The sequence below is a fragment of the Xanthomonas bonasiae genome (assembly GCF_014836395.1).
Classification (GTDB): domain Bacteria; phylum Pseudomonadota; class Gammaproteobacteria; order Xanthomonadales; family Xanthomonadaceae; genus Xanthomonas_A; species Xanthomonas_A bonasiae.
Window position 1 is genome coordinate 195382 of the sequence record NZ_JACSQX010000006.1, and the last position, 20566, is coordinate 215947.

6 protein-coding genes are annotated in these 20566 nt (G+C 71.6%); all 6 read left to right on the forward strand.

Features of this window, described 5'->3' with window-relative positions; all coding sequences use genetic code 11:
- Positions 1–93 precede the first annotated feature (93 nt).
- The 6 genes from H9658_RS11520 (at position 94) to xpsF (ending at position 20114) form a co-directional block, all read left to right on the forward strand.
- A complete protein-coding gene (locus H9658_RS11520) occupies positions 94–900 on the forward strand; it encodes a DsbC family protein (RefSeq protein WP_191825443.1) in 807 nt (268 codons plus the stop codon).
- A 211-nt stretch (positions 901–1111) separates the two neighbouring features.
- Positions 1112–5161: a phosphoribosylformylglycinamidine synthase gene (gene purL / locus H9658_RS11525; RefSeq protein ID WP_191825444.1), complete on the forward strand. Its 4050-nt coding sequence runs from the start codon at positions 1112–1114 to the stop codon at positions 5159–5161.
- Positions 5162–6420: 1259 nt separating this feature from the next.
- Positions 6421–14640 carry an ESPR-type extended signal peptide-containing protein gene (locus tag H9658_RS11530; RefSeq protein ID WP_191825445.1) on the forward strand — a complete coding sequence of 2740 codons (8220 nt, stop codon included), beginning with the start codon at positions 6421–6423 and terminating at the stop codon, positions 14638–14640.
- A 161-nt stretch (positions 14641–14801) separates the two neighbouring features.
- Positions 14802–16691: a S8 family peptidase gene (locus H9658_RS11535; protein WP_191825446.1), complete on the forward strand. Its 1890-nt coding sequence runs from the start codon at positions 14802–14804 to the stop codon at positions 16689–16691.
- 359 nt (positions 16692–17050) lie between these two features.
- Positions 17051–18781 carry a type II secretion system ATPase GspE gene (gene gspE / locus H9658_RS11540; protein ID WP_179568525.1) on the forward strand — a complete coding sequence of 577 codons (1731 nt, stop codon included), beginning with the start codon at positions 17051–17053 and terminating at the stop codon, positions 18779–18781.
- A 118-nt stretch (positions 18782–18899) separates the two neighbouring features.
- Complete coding sequence (gene xpsF / locus H9658_RS11545; RefSeq protein WP_179568523.1) at positions 18900–20114, forward strand: type II secretion system protein XpsF; 1215 nt, start codon at positions 18900–18902, stop codon at positions 20112–20114.
- The last annotated feature ends 452 nt before the right edge of the window (positions 20115–20566 follow it).

Consider the following 20566-nt stretch of genomic DNA (forward strand, 5'->3'; position numbering starts at 1 on the left):
TTGCCGCGTCCAGGGCCGGCTCAGCCTGTCTACATGGAGCGGACCAATCGGTATGCGACAATCCAGCCGATTCGCAGCCCTCATGGATAGCCAATGCTCCGTTTTGCTCTTTTTGCGCTGCTGGGCGCCACGTCCCTTTCCGCCTGCGCGCAGCCGGCTTCGCCTACCGGTGCCGGCGCCGCCCCCGCCAAGCCGGCCGCCGCTCCCGCCGGCACCCCGGGCGACCAGCGCGTGCGTGCGGCGCTGCTGCAGCTGGATCCGAACTTCAAGCCCGACTTCATCGGCGCCGCGCCGTTCCCGGGTTTCCGCGAAGTGGTGGTCGGCGGGCAGGTGCTGTACGTGTCCGACGATGGCCGCTACCTGTTCCAGGCGCAGCCGTTCGACATCCAGGAAAGGCAGTTCGCCTCCAGCGAGGGCCTGCTGAACTACCGCCGCAAGCTGCTGGAGTCCGCGCCGCGCACCGAGCGCATCGTGTTCGCCCCGGCCAACCCGAAGTACACCATCAGCGTGTTCACCGACATCGAGTGCGGCTACTGCCGCAAGCTGCACAGCCAGATCGCCGAGCTCAACAAGCAGGGCATCGCGGTGGAGTACCTGGCGTTCCCGCGCATGGGCCTGGGCAGCCAGGACTACAAGGACATGGTCGCGGTGTGGTGCGCGGCCGACAAGAAGAAGGCGCTGACCGAGGCCAAGGCCAACGGCAAGGTGCCGAGCGCGGCCAACTGCAAGAACCCGGTGACCATGCAGTACAACCTGGGCCAGCGCCTGGGCGTCAACGGCACCCCGGCGATCTTCGCTCCGGACGGCACCCAGCTCGGCGGCTACCTGCCGCCGGCGCAGCTGCGCGAGGCGCTGGACAAGCGTGCGGCCGAGGCGGGTCGGGCGGGGGGCGGTCGCTAAGCGGCCGGGATTGGGCCTTCGGGATTGGGGATTCGCAAACGCGCGTCCCCGGCATGTGAGCGTTGCCGCGGGCATTCGTGTCGTGTGCGTTAGTTATTGATTTTCCGGGAATTTTCCCGGTCGCCGAAAACAGCTTTTGCGAGTCCCGAGTCCCCGGTCCCGAGTCCCGGCTACACTACGCAGCCCGTTTACCTCACACGGTTCCCCGGACATGATCGTCCTCGAGGGCGCTTCCGCCCTTTCGCCGTTCCGTCGCGCTCGGCTCGAAACCCGCCTGCAATCCGTCGTTCCCGGTCTGCGCATCGCCGGCGCCTGGCACGTCTACTTCATCGACAGCGACGCCGACGGCGCGGTGGATACCGCCGCCGCGCAGCGCATCCTGCAGGCGCAGGACGCGCCGATCGCGGCCGAGGCCGGCACCTGCTCGCGCTACGTGGTGCCGCGGCTGGGCACGCGCTCGCCGTGGTCGAGCAAGGCCACCGAGCTGGTGCGCGGCGCCGGCCTGGCGATCCGCCGCGTGGAGCGCGGCACCCGCCTGGACCTGGCCGGCTGGCCGGACGACGCCAGCCAGCAGGCGCTGGCCAAGCTGCTGCACGACCCGATGACCCAGTCGCTGCTGGACGGCGCGGCGCAGGCGCAGGCGCTGTTCCAGGCGCCGGCGCGCGGCGACGTCGAGCGCATCGCGCTGGACCAGCTGGAAGCGGCCAACGCGCGGCTGGGCCTGGCCCTGGCGCAGGACGAGATCGACTACCTGCGCCAGCGCTTCGGCGAGCTCGGCCGCGATCCGGCCGACGTCGAGCTGATGATGTTCGCGCAGGCCAATTCCGAGCACTGCCGGCACAAGATCTTCAACGCCAGCTGGAGCATCGACGGCAAGGAGCAGGACCGCTCGCTGTTCCGGATGATCAAGCACACCCACCAGCAGACCCCGCAGCACACGCTCAGCGCGTACAGCGACAATGCGGCGGTGGTGGAAGGGCATCGGGCCGCGCGCTACCGCCCGGACCCGGCCAGCGGCGAATACCGCAGCGAGGCGGTGACCCCGTCGGCGTTCTGCATCAAGGTCGAGACCCACAACCACCCGACCGCGATCGCGCCGTTCCCGGGCGCCTCCACCGGCGCCGGCGGCGAGATCCGCGACGAGGGCGCCACCGGCCGCGGCGGCAAGCCCAAGGCCGGCCTGACCGGCTTCAGCGTCTCGCACCTGCGCATCCCGACCCTGCCGCAGCCGTGGGAAGCCGAGCGCCCGTTGAACCCGCGCATGGCCCCGGCGCTGGAGATCATGCTCGAGGCCCCGCTCGGCGGTGCCGCGTTCAACAACGAATTCGGCCGGCCCAACCTGCTCGGCTATTTCCGCAGCTTCGAGCTGCCCGAGGCGCAGGACCTGACCCGCGCCTACGACAAGCCGATCATGCTCGCCGGCGGCCTCGGCGCGATCGACCGCATCCAGGTCGAGAAGATCCGCCTGCAGCCGGGCGATGCGGTGATCGTGCTCGGCGGCCCGGCGATGCTGATCGGCCTGGGCGGCGGCGCGGCCAGTTCGGTGGCCTCCGGCGACAGCGCCGAGGACCTGGATTTCGCCAGCGTGCAGCGCGACAACCCGGAGATGGAGCGGCGCGTGCAGGAGGTCATCGACCGCTGCGTGGCGCTGGGCGCGGACAATCCGATCCGCTGGTTCCACGACGTCGGCGCCGGCGGCCTGTCCAACGCCATTCCCGAGTTGCTGCACGACTCGGGCGTGGGCGGCATCGTCGACCTGGACCGCGTGCCCAGCGACGACCCGTCGCTGTCGCCGATGCAGCTGTGGTGCAACGAATCGCAGGAACGCTACGTGCTCGGCGTGCCGCAGGCGCGCCTGGCCGAATTCGCCGCGATCTGCGAACGCGAGCGTTGTCCGTTCGCCGCGGTCGGCGTGGCGACCGCCGAGGAACGGCTCATCGTGGGCTATGGCGTCTTCGACGGCGGGAATGGAGAATCGGGAATCGGGAATGGTGAAAAGCCAGCCCATCCCGCTTCTACCCATTCCCCATTCCCCATTCCCCATTCCCAGCATCCAATCGACCTGCCGATGGACGTGCTGTTCGGCAAGCCGCCGAAGATGCACCGCGATGCGCGGCAGCCGCCGGCGCCGCGCTGGCCGGAGCTGGATACCGACACGCTGGACCTGCGCGAGGCCGGGTTGCGCGTGCTGGCGCATCCGGCGGTGGCGGCGAAGAGTTTCCTGGTCACGATCGGCGACCGCAGTGTCGGCGGCCTGACCGCGCGCGAGCAGATGATCGGTCCGTGGCAGCTGCCGCTGGCCGATTGCGCGATCACCCTGGCCGGGTTCGATACCTACGCCGGCGAAGCGATGGCGATCGGCGAACGCACCCCGCTGGCGCTGCTCGATGCCGCCGCGGCGGCGCGCATGGCGGTCGGCGAGGCGATCACCAACCTGTGCGCCGCGCCGGTCGAGGCGCTGGACCAGGTCAAGCTGTCGGCGAACTGGATGGCCGCGGCCAACCACGCCGGCGAGGACGCGCGGCTGTACGCCGCGGTCAAGGCGGTGGGCATGGAACTGTGCCCGCAGCTGGACCTGAGCATTCCGGTCGGCAAGGATTCGTTGTCGATGCAGGCGCAGTGGAATGTGGCTGGGAATCGGGAGTTGGGAATCGGGAATCGGGAAGAGCACGACGCTTCCGCGACCGGTGCCGCCGCTTCTGCCATTCCCGATTCCCCATTCTCCAGTCCCGGCGCAACGCACAAGAGCGTTTCCCCCGTCTCCCTGATCGTCTCCGCGTTCGCCCCGGTAGCCGACGCGCGCGCGCAGCTGACGCCGTTGCTGGCGCGCGAGGCGGAGAGCGAGCTGTGGCTGATCGGGCTGGGCGGCGGCAAGCAGCGCCTGGGCGGGTCGGTGCTGGCGCAGGTGCATGCCGAGGGCGGCTTGCCGGCATTCGGCGGCGCGGTGCCGGACCTGGACGATGCGCAGCGCCTGCGCGCGTTCTTCGAACTGATCCGCGATGCGCGCGAGTCCGGCTTGCTGCTGGCCTACCACGACCGCAGCGACGGCGGCGCCTTCGCCACCCTGTGCGAGATGGCGTTCGCCTCGCGCCAGGGCCTGGAGATCAACCTCGATGCCTGGGGCGACGATCCGTTCCGCAGCCTGTTCAACGAGGAACTGGGCGCGGTGGTGCAGGTCGCCAACGAGGACCGCGCCGCGTTCGCCGATCTGATCGAGCGGCATGCGCTGACCGAGTGCGCGCAGCGCATCGCCCGTCCCAGTACCGCCGCGGTGGTGCGCGTGGGCCTGGCCGGCAAGACCCTGGTCGAGTGGCGCTGGGAAGAGCTGTTCGATGCGTGGTGGTCGGTGAGCCACGCCATGCAGAAGCTGCGCGACAACCCCGACAGCGCCGACGAGGAACGCGCGGTGGCGCGCGATTTCGCCGCGCCCGGCCTGAAGCCGAAGCTGGCGTTCGACCCGGCCGAGGATGTGGGAGCGCCGTTCGTCGCCAGCGGGCAGCGGCCCAAGGTGGCGATCCTGCGCGAGCAGGGCGTCAACGGCCAGATCGAGATGGCCAACGCGTTCGAGCAGGCAGGCTTCCGCGCCTTCGACGTGCACATGAGCGACCTGATCGCCGGCCGCGTGGACCTGGCCGAGTTCGTCGGGCTGGCGGCCTGCGGCGGCTTCAGCTACGGCGACGTGCTCGGCGCCGGCCGCGGCTGGGCCACCTCGATCCTGGAGCGGCCCGCGCTGCGCGATGCGTTCGCGGCGTTCTTCGCACGCCCCGACACCTTCGCGCTGGGCGTGTGCAACGGCTGCCAGATGCTCAGCCAGCTCAAGGACATCATTCCCGGCGCCGAACACTGGCCGCGCTTCCTGCGCAACCGCAGCGAGCAGTTCGAGGCGCGTACCAGCTTGCTGGAAGTGGTGGAGTCGCCGTCGATCTTCCTGCGCGGCATGGCCGGCTCGCGGATCCCGGTGGCGGTGGCGCACGGCGAAGGCCGCGCCGAGTTCGACAATGCCGTGGACCAGGCCGCCGCGCGCGTGGCGCTGCGTTTCGTCGACGGCAACGGCGAGGTCGCACAGCGCTATCCGCTGAACCCGAACGGCTCGCCCGACGGCATCACCGGCCTGACCAGCGACGACGGCCGGGTGACGATCCTGATGCCGCATCCCGAGCGCACCCCGCGCGCGCTCAACCTCAGCTGGCATCCCGAGGGCTGGGTGGACGCTTCGCCGTGGCTGCGCATGTTCCGCAACGCGCGGGTGTGGGTGGGCTGAGAGCGCCCACCTGCCGCGTCCGCCGTCGGCGGGCGCGGCGGCATGGTGCAGGCGAGCACGCCCTGCGCCGGCCCGGTGCAGAGCGCTATGCACTCAGCGGCTGTTCCTTCTCCCACCGGGAGAAGGTGGCCCGCAGGGCCGGATGAGGGTACGTGCGCAAGCCTCGTGCGCCCAACTCCGTGAGCCGCTTCGCGCCGTACCCTCACCCCAACCCCTCTCCCGGTGGGAGAGGGGCTATGCGTGCTCGGCTGTTTCCTTCTCCCTTCGGGACCATGGCCCCGAAGGGAGAAGGTGCCCCGAAGGGGCGGATGAGGGTGCGGGCGTAGCCTCGTGCTCCCAAACGCTGCGAGACGCTTCGCGCCGGACCCTCACCCCAACCCCTCTCCCGGTGGGAGAGGGGCTAAAGCACACCGCGGCCGTTCCCTTCTCCCGTCGGGACCATGGCCCCCTTTTCGGGGGAAGGTGCCCCGCAGGGGCGGATGAGGGTCCGGGCGCAGCCTCGTGCATCCAACTCCGCGAGTCGCTTCGCGCCGTACCCTCACCCCAACCCCTCTCCCGGTGGGAGAGGGGCTATGCGCGCGCTTGGCTGTTCCCTTCTCCCCACGGGAGAAGGTGCCCCGCAGGGGCGGATGAGGGTACGGGCGCAGCCTCGGCGCACCGTCAGAGCCGTGTCTCGTATCGCCGAGTGGCGGCCAGGCCGCTGCAGCCTGAAACCGGCTGAAGAAAACCTCGTTTCGCCCCCCTCGGCGGCGGACTGACCGCGGCCTTCCGCTGCCGGCCAACGGCTGCATTCTGCGCAGTTGCGCTTGTGCACGGCGGAACACGGCCCTCGCCCTCGGGCCAGCGGCAAGCCTTCTCCGCCATCACCCCGATTCGCGTCAAACCCTTGGCGCAACAGCGAATGCCGCGCCGGCCCAATGTCAACGCATGGCAAGTGCCGTGCCGAGAATTTGGCGGAATGTCTTGTTTTGATTGAAATTTATCGAAATATTAACAATTAAGTTGTAAATCCGAGATCTCCATCCCTTCTCGTGCCGTTTTTAGTCAAAAACTTGACGTACTCAAGATACGGGGTTAACACTCCAGACAGTTCCGCATTTCGTCTTGGTTCATCAAGGCAGACGGGCAGCGACAGGCGCCAGCCTGTCGCGCTGCGAGTCAGGGATGCGGCGCATATACCGACAGGGGGTCGGCCGGCTGGAATGCCGGGCGAGGGTGGCTTTTTGACCAAAAACCAGCCTATTGAGGAGCAGTACTCGATGAATCGGATTTATCGCAAGGTCTGGAACAAGGCGTTGGGGATGTGGACCGTGGCCTCGGAACTGGCCAGCGGCGATTCCCGCGGCCAGCTCGTTCGCGAAGGCAGGGCTGGGCGCGCGCAGGGCCTGGCCTTGTCGGCCGCGATCGCCATGGCGCTGGGCGCCGGCGGATCCGTGCTGCCCTCGGCCGCACAGGCGCAGGCGCTGCAGATCGGCGACGGCGCCAGCGCGAGCGGCGACTACGCCACCGCGGTCGGCGCCGAAAGCAACGCCAGCGGCGAACAGAGCACCGCCACCGGCGCGGCCAGCAACGCCAGCGGCGATGGCAGCGTGGCCAGCGGCGCGCTCAGCGAAGCGAACGGCCTGGAATCCACTGCCCTCGGCTACTACAGCACCGCCAGCGGCATCGGCGCGACCGCGCTCGGCGCCGAAAGCGTCGCCAATGGCACCGCCACCGCGGCGGTCGGCCTGGGCGCCACCGCCGATGCCGACTTCGCGACCGCGGTCGGCGGCTTCGCCACCGCGACCGGCTACAACAGCACCGCGCTCGGCAATGCCGCCGTGGCGCAGGGCGAGAACAGCGTGGCGCTGGGCGCCGATGCGCTCGCCGATCGCGACAACAGCGTGTCGGTCGGCAAGGCCGGCGGCGAACGCCAGATCACCAACGTCGCCGCCGGCAGCGAAGCCACCGATGCGGTCAACGTGGCCCAGCTCGACGCGGTGAAGCAGACCGCCGACACCACCGCCAAGTATTTCCAGTCCAGCGGCAGCGCCGACAGCGATGCCGGCGCCTACGTGGAAGGCGACAACGCACTGGCCGCCGGCGAAGCCGCCAATGCGATCGGCAACGGCAGCAGCGCGCTGGGCAGCGGCGCCACCAGCGTGGGCGGCAATGCCACCGCGGTGGGCAGCAACGCGACCGCGACGGGCGCTTCGGCGACCGCGGTCGGCGGTGCGCTGTCGATCGTCGACGAGAACGGCGAGGTGCTGCTGGAAGGCACCACCAGCGCCGCGGCGCAGGGCGCCAGCGCGTTCGGCGCCGGTGCGCAGGGCAACGGTGCGTTCTCCACCGCGCTCGGCACCGCCGCGCGCGCCGACGGCGTGCAGAGCACGGCCACCGGTTTCTCCGCCGAGGCCGGCGGCCTCGCCAGCACCGCGAACGGCGGCTTCAGCCAGGCCGGCGGCGATTTCGCCTCCGCGTTCGGTTACGGCGCCAACGCCAGCGGCGGCAGCGCCGTGGCGGTGGGCGAGTCGAGCCTGGCCAGCGGCGAATCCAGCACCGCGGTCGGCGGCAGCGTGCTCGGCTTTTTCGCCACCGAAGCGCAGGGCGAAGGCGGTTCGGCGTTCGGCGCCGGCGCCTGGGCCAACGGCGCGTTCTCCACCTCGATCGGCTGGCTGAGTTCGGCCGACGGCGACTCCAGCACCGCGCTCGGCGGCGCCTCCTGGGCGCAGGCCGAGGACTCCACCGCGCTGGGCTACGGCGCCAAGGCCGCGGCCGCCGGCAGCGTCGCGCTGGGCCAGGGCTCCACTGCCGATCGCGCCGACACGGTCTCGGTCGGCAGCGCCGGCAACGAGCGCCAGATCGCCAACGTCGCCGCCGGTACCGAGGGCACCGATGCGGTGAACCTGGACCAGCTCGATGCGGTCGCCAACGTCGCCGACACCACCGCGCGCCTGTTCTCCGCCAACGGCGAAGGCAGCGCGCTGGCGCAGGGCGAGGAGGCCACCGCCTCCGGTTCCAACGCGCTGGCCGACGGCGACTACGCCACCGCGCTGGGCTCCAGCAGCTTCGCCGGCGGCACCGCGGCGTCCGCGATCGGCAGCGGCGCGGTGGCCAACGGCCAGAACGCCAGCGCGCTTGGCGCCAACGCCACCGCTGACGGCGAGTCGGCGACCGCGATCGGCGGCGTCGCCACCGTGTACGAATACGACGAGAACGGCTTCATCGTCGGCAGCCGCGAGCAGACCACGCAGGCGCTGGGCACCGCGTCCACGGCGGTCGGCGGCGGCGCGCAGGCGCTGGATCCGCTGAGCACCGCGGTCGGCACCGGCAGTTCCGCCAGCGGCGTGCAGAGCACCGCGCTGGGCTACCACGCGCAGACCTTCCAGGACGGCGCCACCGCGGTCGGCGGCCTGTCCGAAGTGTCCGGCGCGCTGGGCACGGCAGTGGGCTACGGCTCGCGCGCCGCGGGCGACTACGCCACCGCGACCGGCATCGGCGCGCGGGCGACCGCGACCAGTACCGTGGCGATGGGCATGAATGCCCTGGCCAGCGGCACCGACAGCGTCGCCATCGGCGGCGTCAGTACCGCCGCCGAAAGTGCCGGCAACAGCGTCGGCATTGCCGCGGCGACCGGCGTCGGCGGCGTCGCCCTGGGCGCGGGCGCGCAGAGCCAGGGTGACTACGCGATCGCGCTGGGCTACAACGCCAACGTGTTCCCGAACCTGGAGAACGGTACCGCCGACTCGGTGGCGATCGGCCACAGCGCCGGTTCGTTCGCGCCGCACACCGTCTCGCTCGGCGCCCATGCGCTGTCCGCGGGCGAGGGCGGAGTGGCGATCGGCCAGGCGTCCACCGCGTGGACCGCCAACAGCGTGGCCCTCGGCGCCGATGCGGTGACCTCGATGTTCCACGACAGCAGCACCGCGATCGGCGCCAACAGCGCGGCCAACGGCACCGACGCGACCGCGATCGGCTACGGCGCGCGGGTCAGCAGCTGGCTCGAGGACGCGCAGAACCGTTCCGCATCCAGCGCGGTCGCGCTCGGCGCGTATTCCTACGCGGACCGCGACAACAGCGTCTCGGTCGGCGACGTGGCCAGCGGCCTGACCCGGCAGATCACCAGCGTCGCCGCCGGTACCGAGGCCACCGACGCGGTCAACGTCGCGCAGCTGCAGGCGGCGGGCAAGTACCTGCAGGCCAGCGCCGGCAACAGCGACGCCGGCGCCTATGTCGAAGGCGACGATGCGCTGGCCGCGGGCGAGGCGGCCAATGCCATCGGCAACGGCAGCACCGCGCTCGGCGGCGGCGCCGATGCGCTGAGCAGCGGCGCCACCGCGGTGGGCAGCGGCGCGGTCGCGGCGGGGCAGAACAGCGCCGCGTTCGGCACCAACGCGCAGGCCACCGGCCCGGCGGCGGTGGCCGTGGGCGGTGTGGCGGTCGACGAGAACGGCGACCCGCTGATCACCAACGGCGGGGTGGCGGTGGACACCGGCGCGACCAGCGCCGGCGTCGGCGGCACCGCGCTGGGCGCCAGCGCCGATGCCGGCGGCTTCGCCGCCTCGGCGGTGGGCGTGGGCGCCTACGCCAGCGGCGCGCAGGCCTCGGCCTTCGGCGCGGTGGCCAACGCCACCGGCGACTACGCCACCGCGGTCGGCACGCAGAGCGCGGCGACCGGCGCCAGCAGCGTCGCCGTCGGCGGCCCGGCCGACCTGATCCCGGGCCTGGGCCTGTTCGTGCAGACCCAGGCCAGCGGCGAGAGCGCGGCGGCGTTCGGCGCCGGCGCGATCGCCTCGGGCGACTACAGCCTCGCCAGCGGCAGCCTCAGCGAGGCCTCCGGCCTGGAAAGCACCGCGCTGGGCTACTTCGCCTATGCGCCGGGCGCGTTCGCCACGGCGCTCGGCGCCGAGTCCTGGGCCAGCGGCGCCAACAGCACCGCGATCGGCTACTACAGCACCGCGCTCGCCGCCGACAGCGTGGCGCTGGGTTCCAACTCGGTCGCGCGCCGCGCCAACACGGTATCGGTCGGCGATGTGGGCAGCGAACGGCAGATCGCCAACGTCGCCGCCGGCAGCCAGGCCACCGACGCGGTCAACGTGGCGCAGCTGGACGCGGTGAAGCAGACCGCCGAGACCACCGCCAAATTCTTCACCAGCAGCGGCAGCGGTACGGTCGGCGCCTACGCCGATGGCGAGGGCGCGGTCGCGGCAGGCGATGCGGCCAACGCCTACGGCAACGGCGCGGCCGCGTACGGCAGCGGCGCCGCCGCGATCGGCAGCGACGCGGTCGCGCTCGGCAACGGCAGCACCGCCGGCGGTACCGGCAGCACCGCGATCGGCGGCCAGGGCCAGGCCTTCGACCAGTACAACCAGCCGATCACCGATGCCGACGGCAACGCGCAACTGATCGGCGCCAACGCCGGCGAGAATGCCACCGCCATCGGTGCCGGCGCACAGGCCACCGGTGCGCTGGCGACCGCCACCGGCTACGGCGCGCAGGCCACCGGCGACCACAGCACCGCCGGCGGCTACAAGGCGCGTGCGACCGGCAGCTACAGCCTGGCGCAGGGCGACAACGCCTGGGCCAGCGGCGACGACGCCAGCGCCAGCGGTGCCTATGCCTGGGCCACCGCCGACGGCGCCTCGGCGTTCGGCGCCTCGGCGTGGGCGACCGGCACCAATGCCTCGGCGTTCGGCACCGGTGCGTGGGCCAGCGGCAGCGGCGCCACCTCGATCGGCTTCAACAGCTGGGCACCGGGCCTCAGCGCCACCGCGGTGGGCCGCGGCGCGTTCGGCTACGGCAACTACAGCGTGGCGATGGGCTTCCAGGCGCTGGGCAATCAGGTCAACACGATCGCCCTGGGCACCAACAGCCTGGCCGATGCGGAAAGCGCGGTGGCGATCGGCGCCGGCAGCGAGGCGACCGCCTCCAACGCCGTGGCGCTGGGCGCAGGCTCGGTGGCCGATCGCGCCTACAGCGTGTCGGTGGGCAGCGCCGGCAACGAGCGCCAGATCACCAACGTCGCCGCCGGCACCGAAGCCACCGACGCGGTCAACGTCGCCCAGCTCGATGCGGTCAAGCAGGCGGCGGAAACCACCAGCAAGTACTTCCAGGCCAGCGGCAGCGACGCCAGCGATGCCGGCGCCTATGTCGAAGGCGACAATGCGCTGGCCGCCGGCGAGGCGGCCAATGCGATCGGCGACGGCAGCACCGCGCTGGGCGGCGGCGCCAACGCGCTGGCGGCCGGGGCCACCGCGATCGGCTTCAACGCGGTGTCCAGCGGCAGCGATGCGGTCGCGCTCGGCAGCGACAGCCAGGCGCTGGGCCAGGACAGCATCGCCATCGGCAACGGTGCGCTGGCCAGCGAGATCGGTGCCAGCGCCAGCGGTGCCGGTGCGCAGGCCAGCGGTACCTACTCCACTGCCACCGGCAGCGAGGCGGTGGCGTCGGACAACCAGGCCACGGCCACCGGTTTCCGCAGCAGTGCCTCGAACATCGGCGCCACCGCGCTCGGCGGCTACAGCGAAGCCAGCGGCTACCTGTCCTCGGCGCTGGGCTATGGCGCGCTCGCCGCTGGCGACTACGGCACCGCGGTCGGCGTCGCCTCCACCGCCTCCGGCACCAGCAGCGTGGCGGTGGGCGAGTACAGCGTGGCATCCGGCGAGGAGAGCGTCGCGGTCGGCGGCACCTCGTTCTTCGGGCTGATTCCGGCCGAAGCCTCCGGTGCCAATTCGTCGGCGTTCGGCGCCGGCGCCGGCGCCACCGCCGACTTCAGCACCGCCATCGGCAGCCTGGCCTACGCCAGCGCCGCCGATTCCAGCGCCTTCGGCTACGGCGCCTATGCGTCCGCCAGCAACAGCGTGGCGCTGGGCGCGCTGTCCGAGGCCGACCGCGACAACACCGTGTCGGTGGGCAGCGTCGGCAGCGAGCGGCAGATCGCCAACGTCGCCGCCGGTACCGAAGCCACCGATGCGGTCAACGTCGCGCAGCTGGATGCGGTCAAGCAGTCCGCCGATGCCACCGGCAAGCAGTTCAAGGCCAGCGGCGGCGCAGAGCCGGCCGACGATGTCGGCAGCTATGTCGAAGGCAATTACGCCACCGCCGCCGGCGAGGCGTCCAACGCCTTCGGCACCGGCGCCTCGGCGTTCGGCAGCGGCGCGCTGGCCGGCGCGCAGTACGCCACCGCGTCCGGCTACAACGCCACCGCCACCGGCGAGTCCAGCACCGCGATCGGCGGTTCGCTGTACTACACCGACGACGCCGGCAACGTGCTGCTCGACGGCACCACCACCGCCAGCGACGTCGGCGCCACCGCGCTCGGTGCGGGCGCGCAGGCCACCGCCGCATTCAGCAGCGCCAGCGGCGCCGGCGCCACGGCCGCCGGCCTGCAGTCCACCGCCAACGGCTACAAGGCCGAAGCCACGACCGACTACAGCACCGCGGTCGGTGCGTTCAGCAGCGCCAGCGGCACCCGCACCAGCGCCTTCGGCTACGGCGCCGAGGCGGCGGGCGACTACGCCTCGGCGCTGGGCTGGGGCAGCACCGCGTCCGGCGCGTATGCGTCGGCGCTGGGCTACAGCTCGCGCGCCACCGGCGAGGATGCGACCGCGCTCGGCGCGTCGGCCTGGGCCACCGCGGCGCAGACCACCGCGGTGGGCCAGTTCGCCTGGGCCACCGCGCAGGGCGGCACCGCGATCGGCCAGGATGCCTACGCCTACAGCGGCATCAACGCCACCGCGCTGGGCACCAGCGCCTGGGCCAGCGGCAGCAACAGCGTCGCGCTGGGCGCCGGTTCGCGCGCCAGCGAGGCCAACGTGGTGTCGGTGGGCGGCGGCAACGGCGTCAGCGCGCCGGCCACGCGTCGCATCACCAACGTCGGCGCGGCGATCAACGCCACCGATGCGGTGAACAAGACGCAGCTCGATGCGGTGGCGGCGGCGGCCGGCGAAACCAGCGCCAACTTCCAGAGCTCGGGCAGCGGCGTGGCCAGCGCCAGCGGCGTCAACAGCACCGCGGCCGGGGCGGGCGCCACGGCCAGCGGCCTGCGCAGCACCGCGCTGGGCGTGGACAGCCTCGCCAGCGGCGCCGGCGCGACCGCGTCGGGCGCCAGCAGTTCGGCCAGCGGTGCGCGCAGCACCGCCGTCGGCCTGCAGACCAATGCGATCGGCGAGAACGGCGTGGCGCTGGGCTACAACAGCTTCGTCCGCAACAGCGGCAGCAACGGCGTGGCGATCGGCGCCAATGCCGGCGTGTCGGCCGACAATGCGGTCGCGCTCGGCGCCGGTTCGCGCGTCTACGAGGCCGACACGGTGTCGCTGGGCAGCGGCAACGGCCGCGGCGGCCCGGCCACGCGGCGCATCGTCAATCTGACCGCGGGCAGCATCGCCGCCGGCAGCACCGAGGCGATCAACGGCAGTCAGCTGTACCAGTCGCTGAGCAACATGGCCACGTTCCTCGGCGGCGGCGCCGGACTCGGCGCGCAAGGCCTGTTCGTGGCGCCGACCTACGTGATCCAGGGCGCCAGCTACAGCAACGTCGGCGATGCGCTGGCGGCGCTGGACGGCAAGGTCAGCGAACTGGATGCGCGCAGTGGCGGTACCGCCAGCGTGGCACGCAATGCGCGTGTCGCCAGCGTGGCGTCGGTGGCCGAGCCGGAGTCGACCGTGGCCAGCGCGCAGGCGGTGTCCGAGTCGGCGACCGTGTCCGGCACCGCGTCCACCGCGCAGGTCGGCGAGACGGCCGTGGCCGATGCGGGGACGAGCGCGACGGCGGTCGGCACCGCGGCGCGCGCCAACGACGTCACCGGGACCGCGATCGGCGGCAGCGCCTATGCGCACGGCCCCAACGACACCGCGATCGGCAGCAACGCCAAGGTCAACGCCGACGGCAGCACCGCGGTGGGCGCCAACAGCCACATCGCCGCGGTGGCGACCAATGCGGTGGCGATGGGCGAGGGCGCCAGCGTCACCGCCGCCTCGGGCACCGCGCTCGGCCAGGGCGCCAGCGCCACGGCGCAGGGGGCGGTCGCGCTGGGCCAGGGCTCGGTCGCCGACCGCGCCAACACGGTGTCGGTGGGCAGCGCCGGCAACGAGCGCCAGGTCGCCAACGTTGCCGCCGGCACCCAGGCTACCGATGCGGTCAACAAGAGCCAGCTCGACAGCGGCGTCGCCACCGCCAAGTCGTACACCGACACGCGCTTCAACACGATGGCCGACAGCTTCGACGTGCTGCGCGGCGACGTCGATGCGCGGTTGCGCGACCAGGACCGCCGCATCGACCGGCAGGGCGCGATGAGCGCGGCGATGCTCAACATGGCCACCAGCGCGGCGGGCATCCGCACCCAGAACCGGGTCGGTGCCGGCGTCGGTTTCCAGAACGGCGAGTCGGCGCTGTCGGTGGGCTACCAGCGCGCCTTCAGCGAGCGCGCCACGCTGACCATCGGCGGCGCGTTCAGCGGCGACGACAGCTCGGTCGGCATCGGCGCCGGCTTCGGCTGGTGAGCCATCGCGGACGGCGGCGCGTGCCGCCGTCCGCCCACGCAATGGCCTGAGGGGGCAGACCTAAGGACCTTGGCTGGGCCGGCCAACGGATTCGGGAAAAAGGAGCTTTTTTACGGCCGCAACAGTCGCCTGATCCACGAAACTTTGAAGAGGACGTCAACGTGATCGACAAGCAAAATCTCCGTATCAATGCCATCGCCGCCGCCATGCTGGCGATGTCGCTGGGGGCCTCGAGCGCATTCGCGGCCGGTGCCGCGTCGCTGCCGGTCAAGCAACCGGCCAAGGCCGCGCCGGCCGACGCGCAGACTTCCAGCCGCATCGTGGTGCGCTACAACACCGGCAGCGCCGCCGCCAGCGACCGCAGCGCCAAGCTGTCGGCGGTGCAGTCGGCCGTGACCCGCGCCAGCCTGGGCGGCAGCAACGGCATCTCGCGTGCCGCGGCCGCCAGCGTGCGCGCCGAATACGTGCGTACCCTGGGCGTGGGCGCCGACCTGATCCGCCTGTCGGGCAAGCTGAGCAAGGCCGACGTGGACAAGGTGGTGGCGGAAATCGCCGCCGACCCGGCGGTCAAGTACGCGCAGGTGGACGTCAAGCTGCAGCGCACCGAGCTGCCCAAGGCGACGCTGGAGCAGCCGCAGCTGGTGCCCAACGACCCGCTGTACGCGCAGTACCAGTGGCACCTGAGCAGCGCCACCGGCGGCATCAACTCGCCGGCCGCCTGGGACGTGTCCAAGGGCGACGGCGTGGTCGTCGCGGTGCTGGATACCGGCATCCTGCCGAACCATCCGGACGTGGCGGTGAACCTGCTGCAGGGCTACGACTTCATCTCCGATGCGGAGACCTCGCGGCGTCCGACCGACGCGCGCGTGCCGGGCGCGCTGGACTACGGCGACTGGGTCGAGAACGACAACGAGTGCTATGCGGGCTCGCTCGCCGAGGACAGCTCCTGGCACGGCAGCCATGTCGCCGGCACCGTCGCCGAGGCCACCAACAACGGTGTCGGCATGGCCGGCGTCGCGCCGAACGCCACGGTGCTGCCGGTGCGCGTGCTCGGCAAGTGCGGCGGCTACCTGTCCGACATCGCCGACGCGATCACCTGGGCCTCCGGCGGCACCGTCGCCGGCGTGCCGGCCAACGCCAATCCGGCCGAGGTCATCAACATGAGCCTGGGCGGCAGCGGCACCTGCGACACGCTGTACCAGGATGCGATCAACGGCGCGGTGGCGCGCGGCACCACGGTGGTGGTGGCGGCCGGCAACAGCGCCGGCAATGCGGCCAACTTCCGTCCGGCCAGCTGCGCCAACGTGATCGCGGTCGGCGCGACGCGCATCACCGGCGGCATCGCCTACTACTCCAACTATGGCGCGGCGGTGGACCTGTCCGGTCCGGGCGGCGGCGGCAGCGTCGACGGCAACCCGGGCGGCTTCGTCTGGCAGAACGGCTATACCGGTGCGACCACGCCGACCTCGGGCAACTACACCTACATGGGCATGGGCGGCACCTCGATGGCCTCGCCGCACGTGGCGGCGGTGGCGGCCCTGGTGCAGAGCGCGGTGATCGCCGCCGGCAACGCGCCGCTGACCCCGGCCGCGCTGGAAACCCTGCTCAAGCAGACCGCGCGTCCGTTCCCGGTGTCGATCCCGACCAGCACCCCGATCGGTACCGGCATCGTCGATGCCAAGGCCGCGCTGGACAAGGCGCTGGAAGTGCCGTGCGACCCGCAGACCGAAGAGTGCGCGCCGCCGGCGACCGCGCTGACCAACAAGGTGGCGGTGGCCGGGTTGACCGGTGCGGCAGGCAACGAAGTGCTGTACAGCTTCGAGGCCGAGGCCGGTGCGGTGCTGAGCTTCCTCACCTACGGCGGCAGCGGCAACGTGTCGCTGTACGTGAGCTTCGACAAGGAGCCCAGCACCACCAGCTACGACGCCAAGTCGGCGCGTCCGGGCAACAACGAGACGGTGCGCTTCACCGCGCCGCAGGCCGGCACCTACTACGTCAAGCTGGTCGGCACCTCGAGCTATAGCGGCGTCAGCCTGGTCGCGCGCCAGTAAGCGTGCGCTGGACGGCGCCGGCAACGGCGCCGGAGTGACCCAGGAAACCCGGCTCCGGCCGGGTTTCCTGCGTTTTGGAGCTGAAAACCTCGAGCGCGCCGGTCGCTGCCGTTGCCGGCGCAGCGGCCGCTGCGCAAGCGTGCGCCACTGTCCGTTGCGCTTGTGCGCTGCAACGCCGGTGCCGCGCGCGCCGTGCACACCGCGCCGCAACGCGCGATGCTGCGCGCCGCGTATGTCACGCCAATGACGGCGTGCCGTGCCGCCACGGCGTCGTAGACAGTGCGGCGGGCCGATGCGGCGCGGGCGGGCGGCAGGTCGCGCCGAACTGCTAAAGTCGCCGCACGCTCTGGAGGGATTGTGTGAACGCGCTCGTCAAGGACACTGCTGCCGCTGTCGATACGCCCGAGGCGCGCATCGTCGATGCGTTGCTGGCCAAGGGCCGGCTCAAGGAGGGCGACCTGCTGCGCGCGCGCCAGTTGCAGCGCGAATCCGGCGGCGGCCTGCTGTCGCTGCTGGCGCGGCTGGGACTGGTCTCCGAACGCGACCATGCCGAGGTCAGCGCCGAAGTGCTGGGCCTGCCGCTGCTCGACGCCAAGCAATTGCCGGCCACCGCGCCGGAGCACCTGCCCGAGGCGCAGCCGCTGTCGCTGCGCTTCCTCAAGCAATTCCACGTGTGCCCGCTGGGCGAGCGCGACGGCGTGCTGGAACTGTGGATGTCCGACCCGCACGAGGCCTATGCCGCCGATGCGGTGCGCCTGGCCACCGGTTTCCAGGTGCTGCCGCGGGTCGGCCTGCGCTCGGAGATCGACGACCTGATCGAGCGCTGGTTCGGCCAGGGCCGCAGCGCGATGGGCGCGATCGTGGAGACCGCCGACGGCGACAGCACGGCGGCCGACGACATCGAGCACCTGCGCGACCTGGCCTCGGAAGCGCCGGTGATCCGGCTGGTGAACCTGGTGATCCAGCGCGCGGTGGAACTGCGCGCCTCGGACATCCACATCGAGCCGTTCGAGAACCGGCTGAAGGTGCGCTACCGCGTCGACGGCGTGCTGATCGACGGCGAAAGCCCGCCGGCCAACCTGACCGCGGCGGTGATCAGCCGGGTCAAGATCATGGCCAAGCTCAACATCGCCGAACGCCGCCTGCCGCAGGACGGACGCATCATGCTGCGCGTGCAGGGCAAGGAACTGGACCTGCGCGTGAGCACCGTGCCCACCGCGCACGGCGAGAGCGTGGTGATGCGCCTGCTCGACCGCGAGACGGTGGTGTTCGACTTCCACCGGCTCGGCTTCACCGACGCGTTCCTGCCGCAGTTCCGCAAGGTGCTGGAGCAGCCGCACGGGATCCTGCTGGTCACCGGCCCCACCGGATCGGGCAAGACCACCACGCTGTACACCGCGCTGAGCCAGCTCAATACCGCCGACGTCAAGATCATCACCGTCGAGGATCCGGTCGAATACCAGATCGAGGGCATCAACCAGATCCAGGCCAAGCCGCAGATCGGGCTGGATTTCTCGCATGCGCTGCGCAGCATCGTGCGCCAGGACCCGGACATCATCATGATCGGCGAAATGCGCGACCTGGAAACCGCGCGCATCGCGATCCAGTCGGCGCTGACCGGCCACCTGGTGCTGTCCACCCTGCATACCAACAACGCCGCCGGCGGCATCACCCGCCTGCTCGACATGGGCGTGGAGGACTATCTGCTGACCTCCACCATCAACGGCATCCTGGCGCAGCGCCTGGTGCGGCGGCTGGAGCCGACCCATGCCGAGCGCTATGCGGCCTCGCCGGAGGAGATCGAGAAGTTCGAACTGCGCCGGCTGCAGCCCGAGGGCGACATTTTCCTGTTCCGCCCGCGGCCCTCGGCGATCGCGCCGACCGGCTACCTGGGCCGCACCACGATCATGGAATTCCTGGTGATGAACGACGCGCTGCGCCGCGCGGTGATGCGCCACGCCGGCATGGGCGAGATCGAACAGCTGGCGCGCGAGGCCGGCATGCGCACGATGTACGAGGACGGCATCGGCAAGGCGCTCAGCGGCCAGACCACGATCGAGGAAGTGCTGCGCGTGACGGAGGAAACCTGATGCGCACCGTCCCCGGCGCGGCAGCGCGCAGCGGCGCAGTGGGGCTGCGGCGTTCGCGCCGGCACGCGCGCAGCCTGCTTTCCGATTCCCCATTCCCCATTCCCCATTCCCAGCCCTAATGCCCCTGTACCGCTACAAAGCGCTCAACCCGCACGGCGAGATCCTGGAAGGCCAGATGGAGGCCGCCAGCGACGCCGAGGTGGCGCTGCGCCTGCAGGAGCAGGGGCATATGCCGATGGAGGCCAAGCTCGCGGCGCAGGGCGGCGGCACCTCGCTGCGCGGCCTGTTCCGGCCCAAGCCGTTCGACGGCGCGGCGCTGGTGCAGTTCACCCAGCAACTGGCGACCCTGCTCGGCGCCGGCCAGCCGCTGGACCGCGCGCTGACGATCCTGCTCGAACTGCCCGAGGACGAGCGCTCCAAGCGCACCGTCGGCGACATCCGCGACGCGGTGCGCGGCGGCGCGCCGCTGTCCACCGCGCTGGAGCGACAGCATGGGTTGTTCTCGCGCCTGTACATCAACATGGTCCGCGCCGGCGAGGCCGGCGGCAGCCTGCACGACACGCTGCAGCGCCTGGCCGAATACCTGGAGCGCAGCCGCGAGTTGAAGGGGCGGGTGATCAATGCGCTGATCTATCCGGCGATCCTGGTCAGCGTGGTCGGCTGCGCGCTGCTGTTCCTGCTCGGCTACGTGGTGCCGCAGTTCGCGCTGATGTACGAGAGCCTGGACGTGCAGCTGCCGTGGTTCACCCAGGCGGTGTTGAGCGTGGGCCTGTTCGTGCGCGACTGGTGGATCCTGTTGCTGGTGGTGCCCGGGCTGGCGCTGCTGGCGGTGGACCGCAAGCGCCGCGATCCGGTGTTCCGCGCCAGCTTCGACGCCTGGCTGCTCAAGCAGCGCTTCATCGGCGTGCTGATCGCGCGGCTGGAAACCGCGCGGCTGACCCGCACCCTGGGCACGCTGCTGCGCAACGGCGTGCCGCTGCTGGCCGCGCTGGGCATTTCGCGCAACGTGCTGTCGAACCTGGCGCTGACCGCCGACGTCGGTGCCGCGGCCGACGACGTCAAGAACGGCCACGGCCTGTCGGCGTCGCTGTCCAAGGGCAAGCGCTTCCCGCGGCTGGCGCTGCAGATGATCCAGGTCGGCGAGGAATCCGGCGCGCTGGACACGATGCTGCTGAAGACCGCCGACACCTTCGAACAGGAAACCGCGCAGGCGATCGACCGCCTGCTCGCCGCGTTGGTGCCGTTGATCACCCTGGTCCTGGCCTCGGTGGTCGGGCTGGTGATCATTTCCGTCCTCGTCCCCCTGTACGACCTCACCAATGCGATTGGGTGAGGCCATGCGTTTGCGAACCACTGGTTCGCGCATGGCCGAACGCCCGGCCATGGATGGCCGGGCAGGTCTGTCTGGGTGCAGCCCTGTCGCGCCATGGACGGCAGCGGACATACCTGCAGCATCCGCGCGCCGCGCCATGGCGCATGTGGCGCCGAACGCCCGGCCACGGATGGCCGGGCCGGTGGTTCCGGCGCACGTGGCGCCGCGCCAGGGAGGGCGGCATGAACCGAAGGCGCAGCGGATTGCCGGATTGAAGGAGGCCATGCGTTTGCGAACCACTGGTTCGCGCATGGCCGAACGCCCGGCCACGGATGGCCGGGCAGGTCTGTCTGGGTGCAGCCCTGTCGCGCCATGGACGGCGACGCCCATGCCGGAAGCATCCGCGCGCCGCGCCATGGCGCATGTGGCGCCGAACGCCCGGCCACGGATGGCCGGGCCGGTGGTTCCGGCGC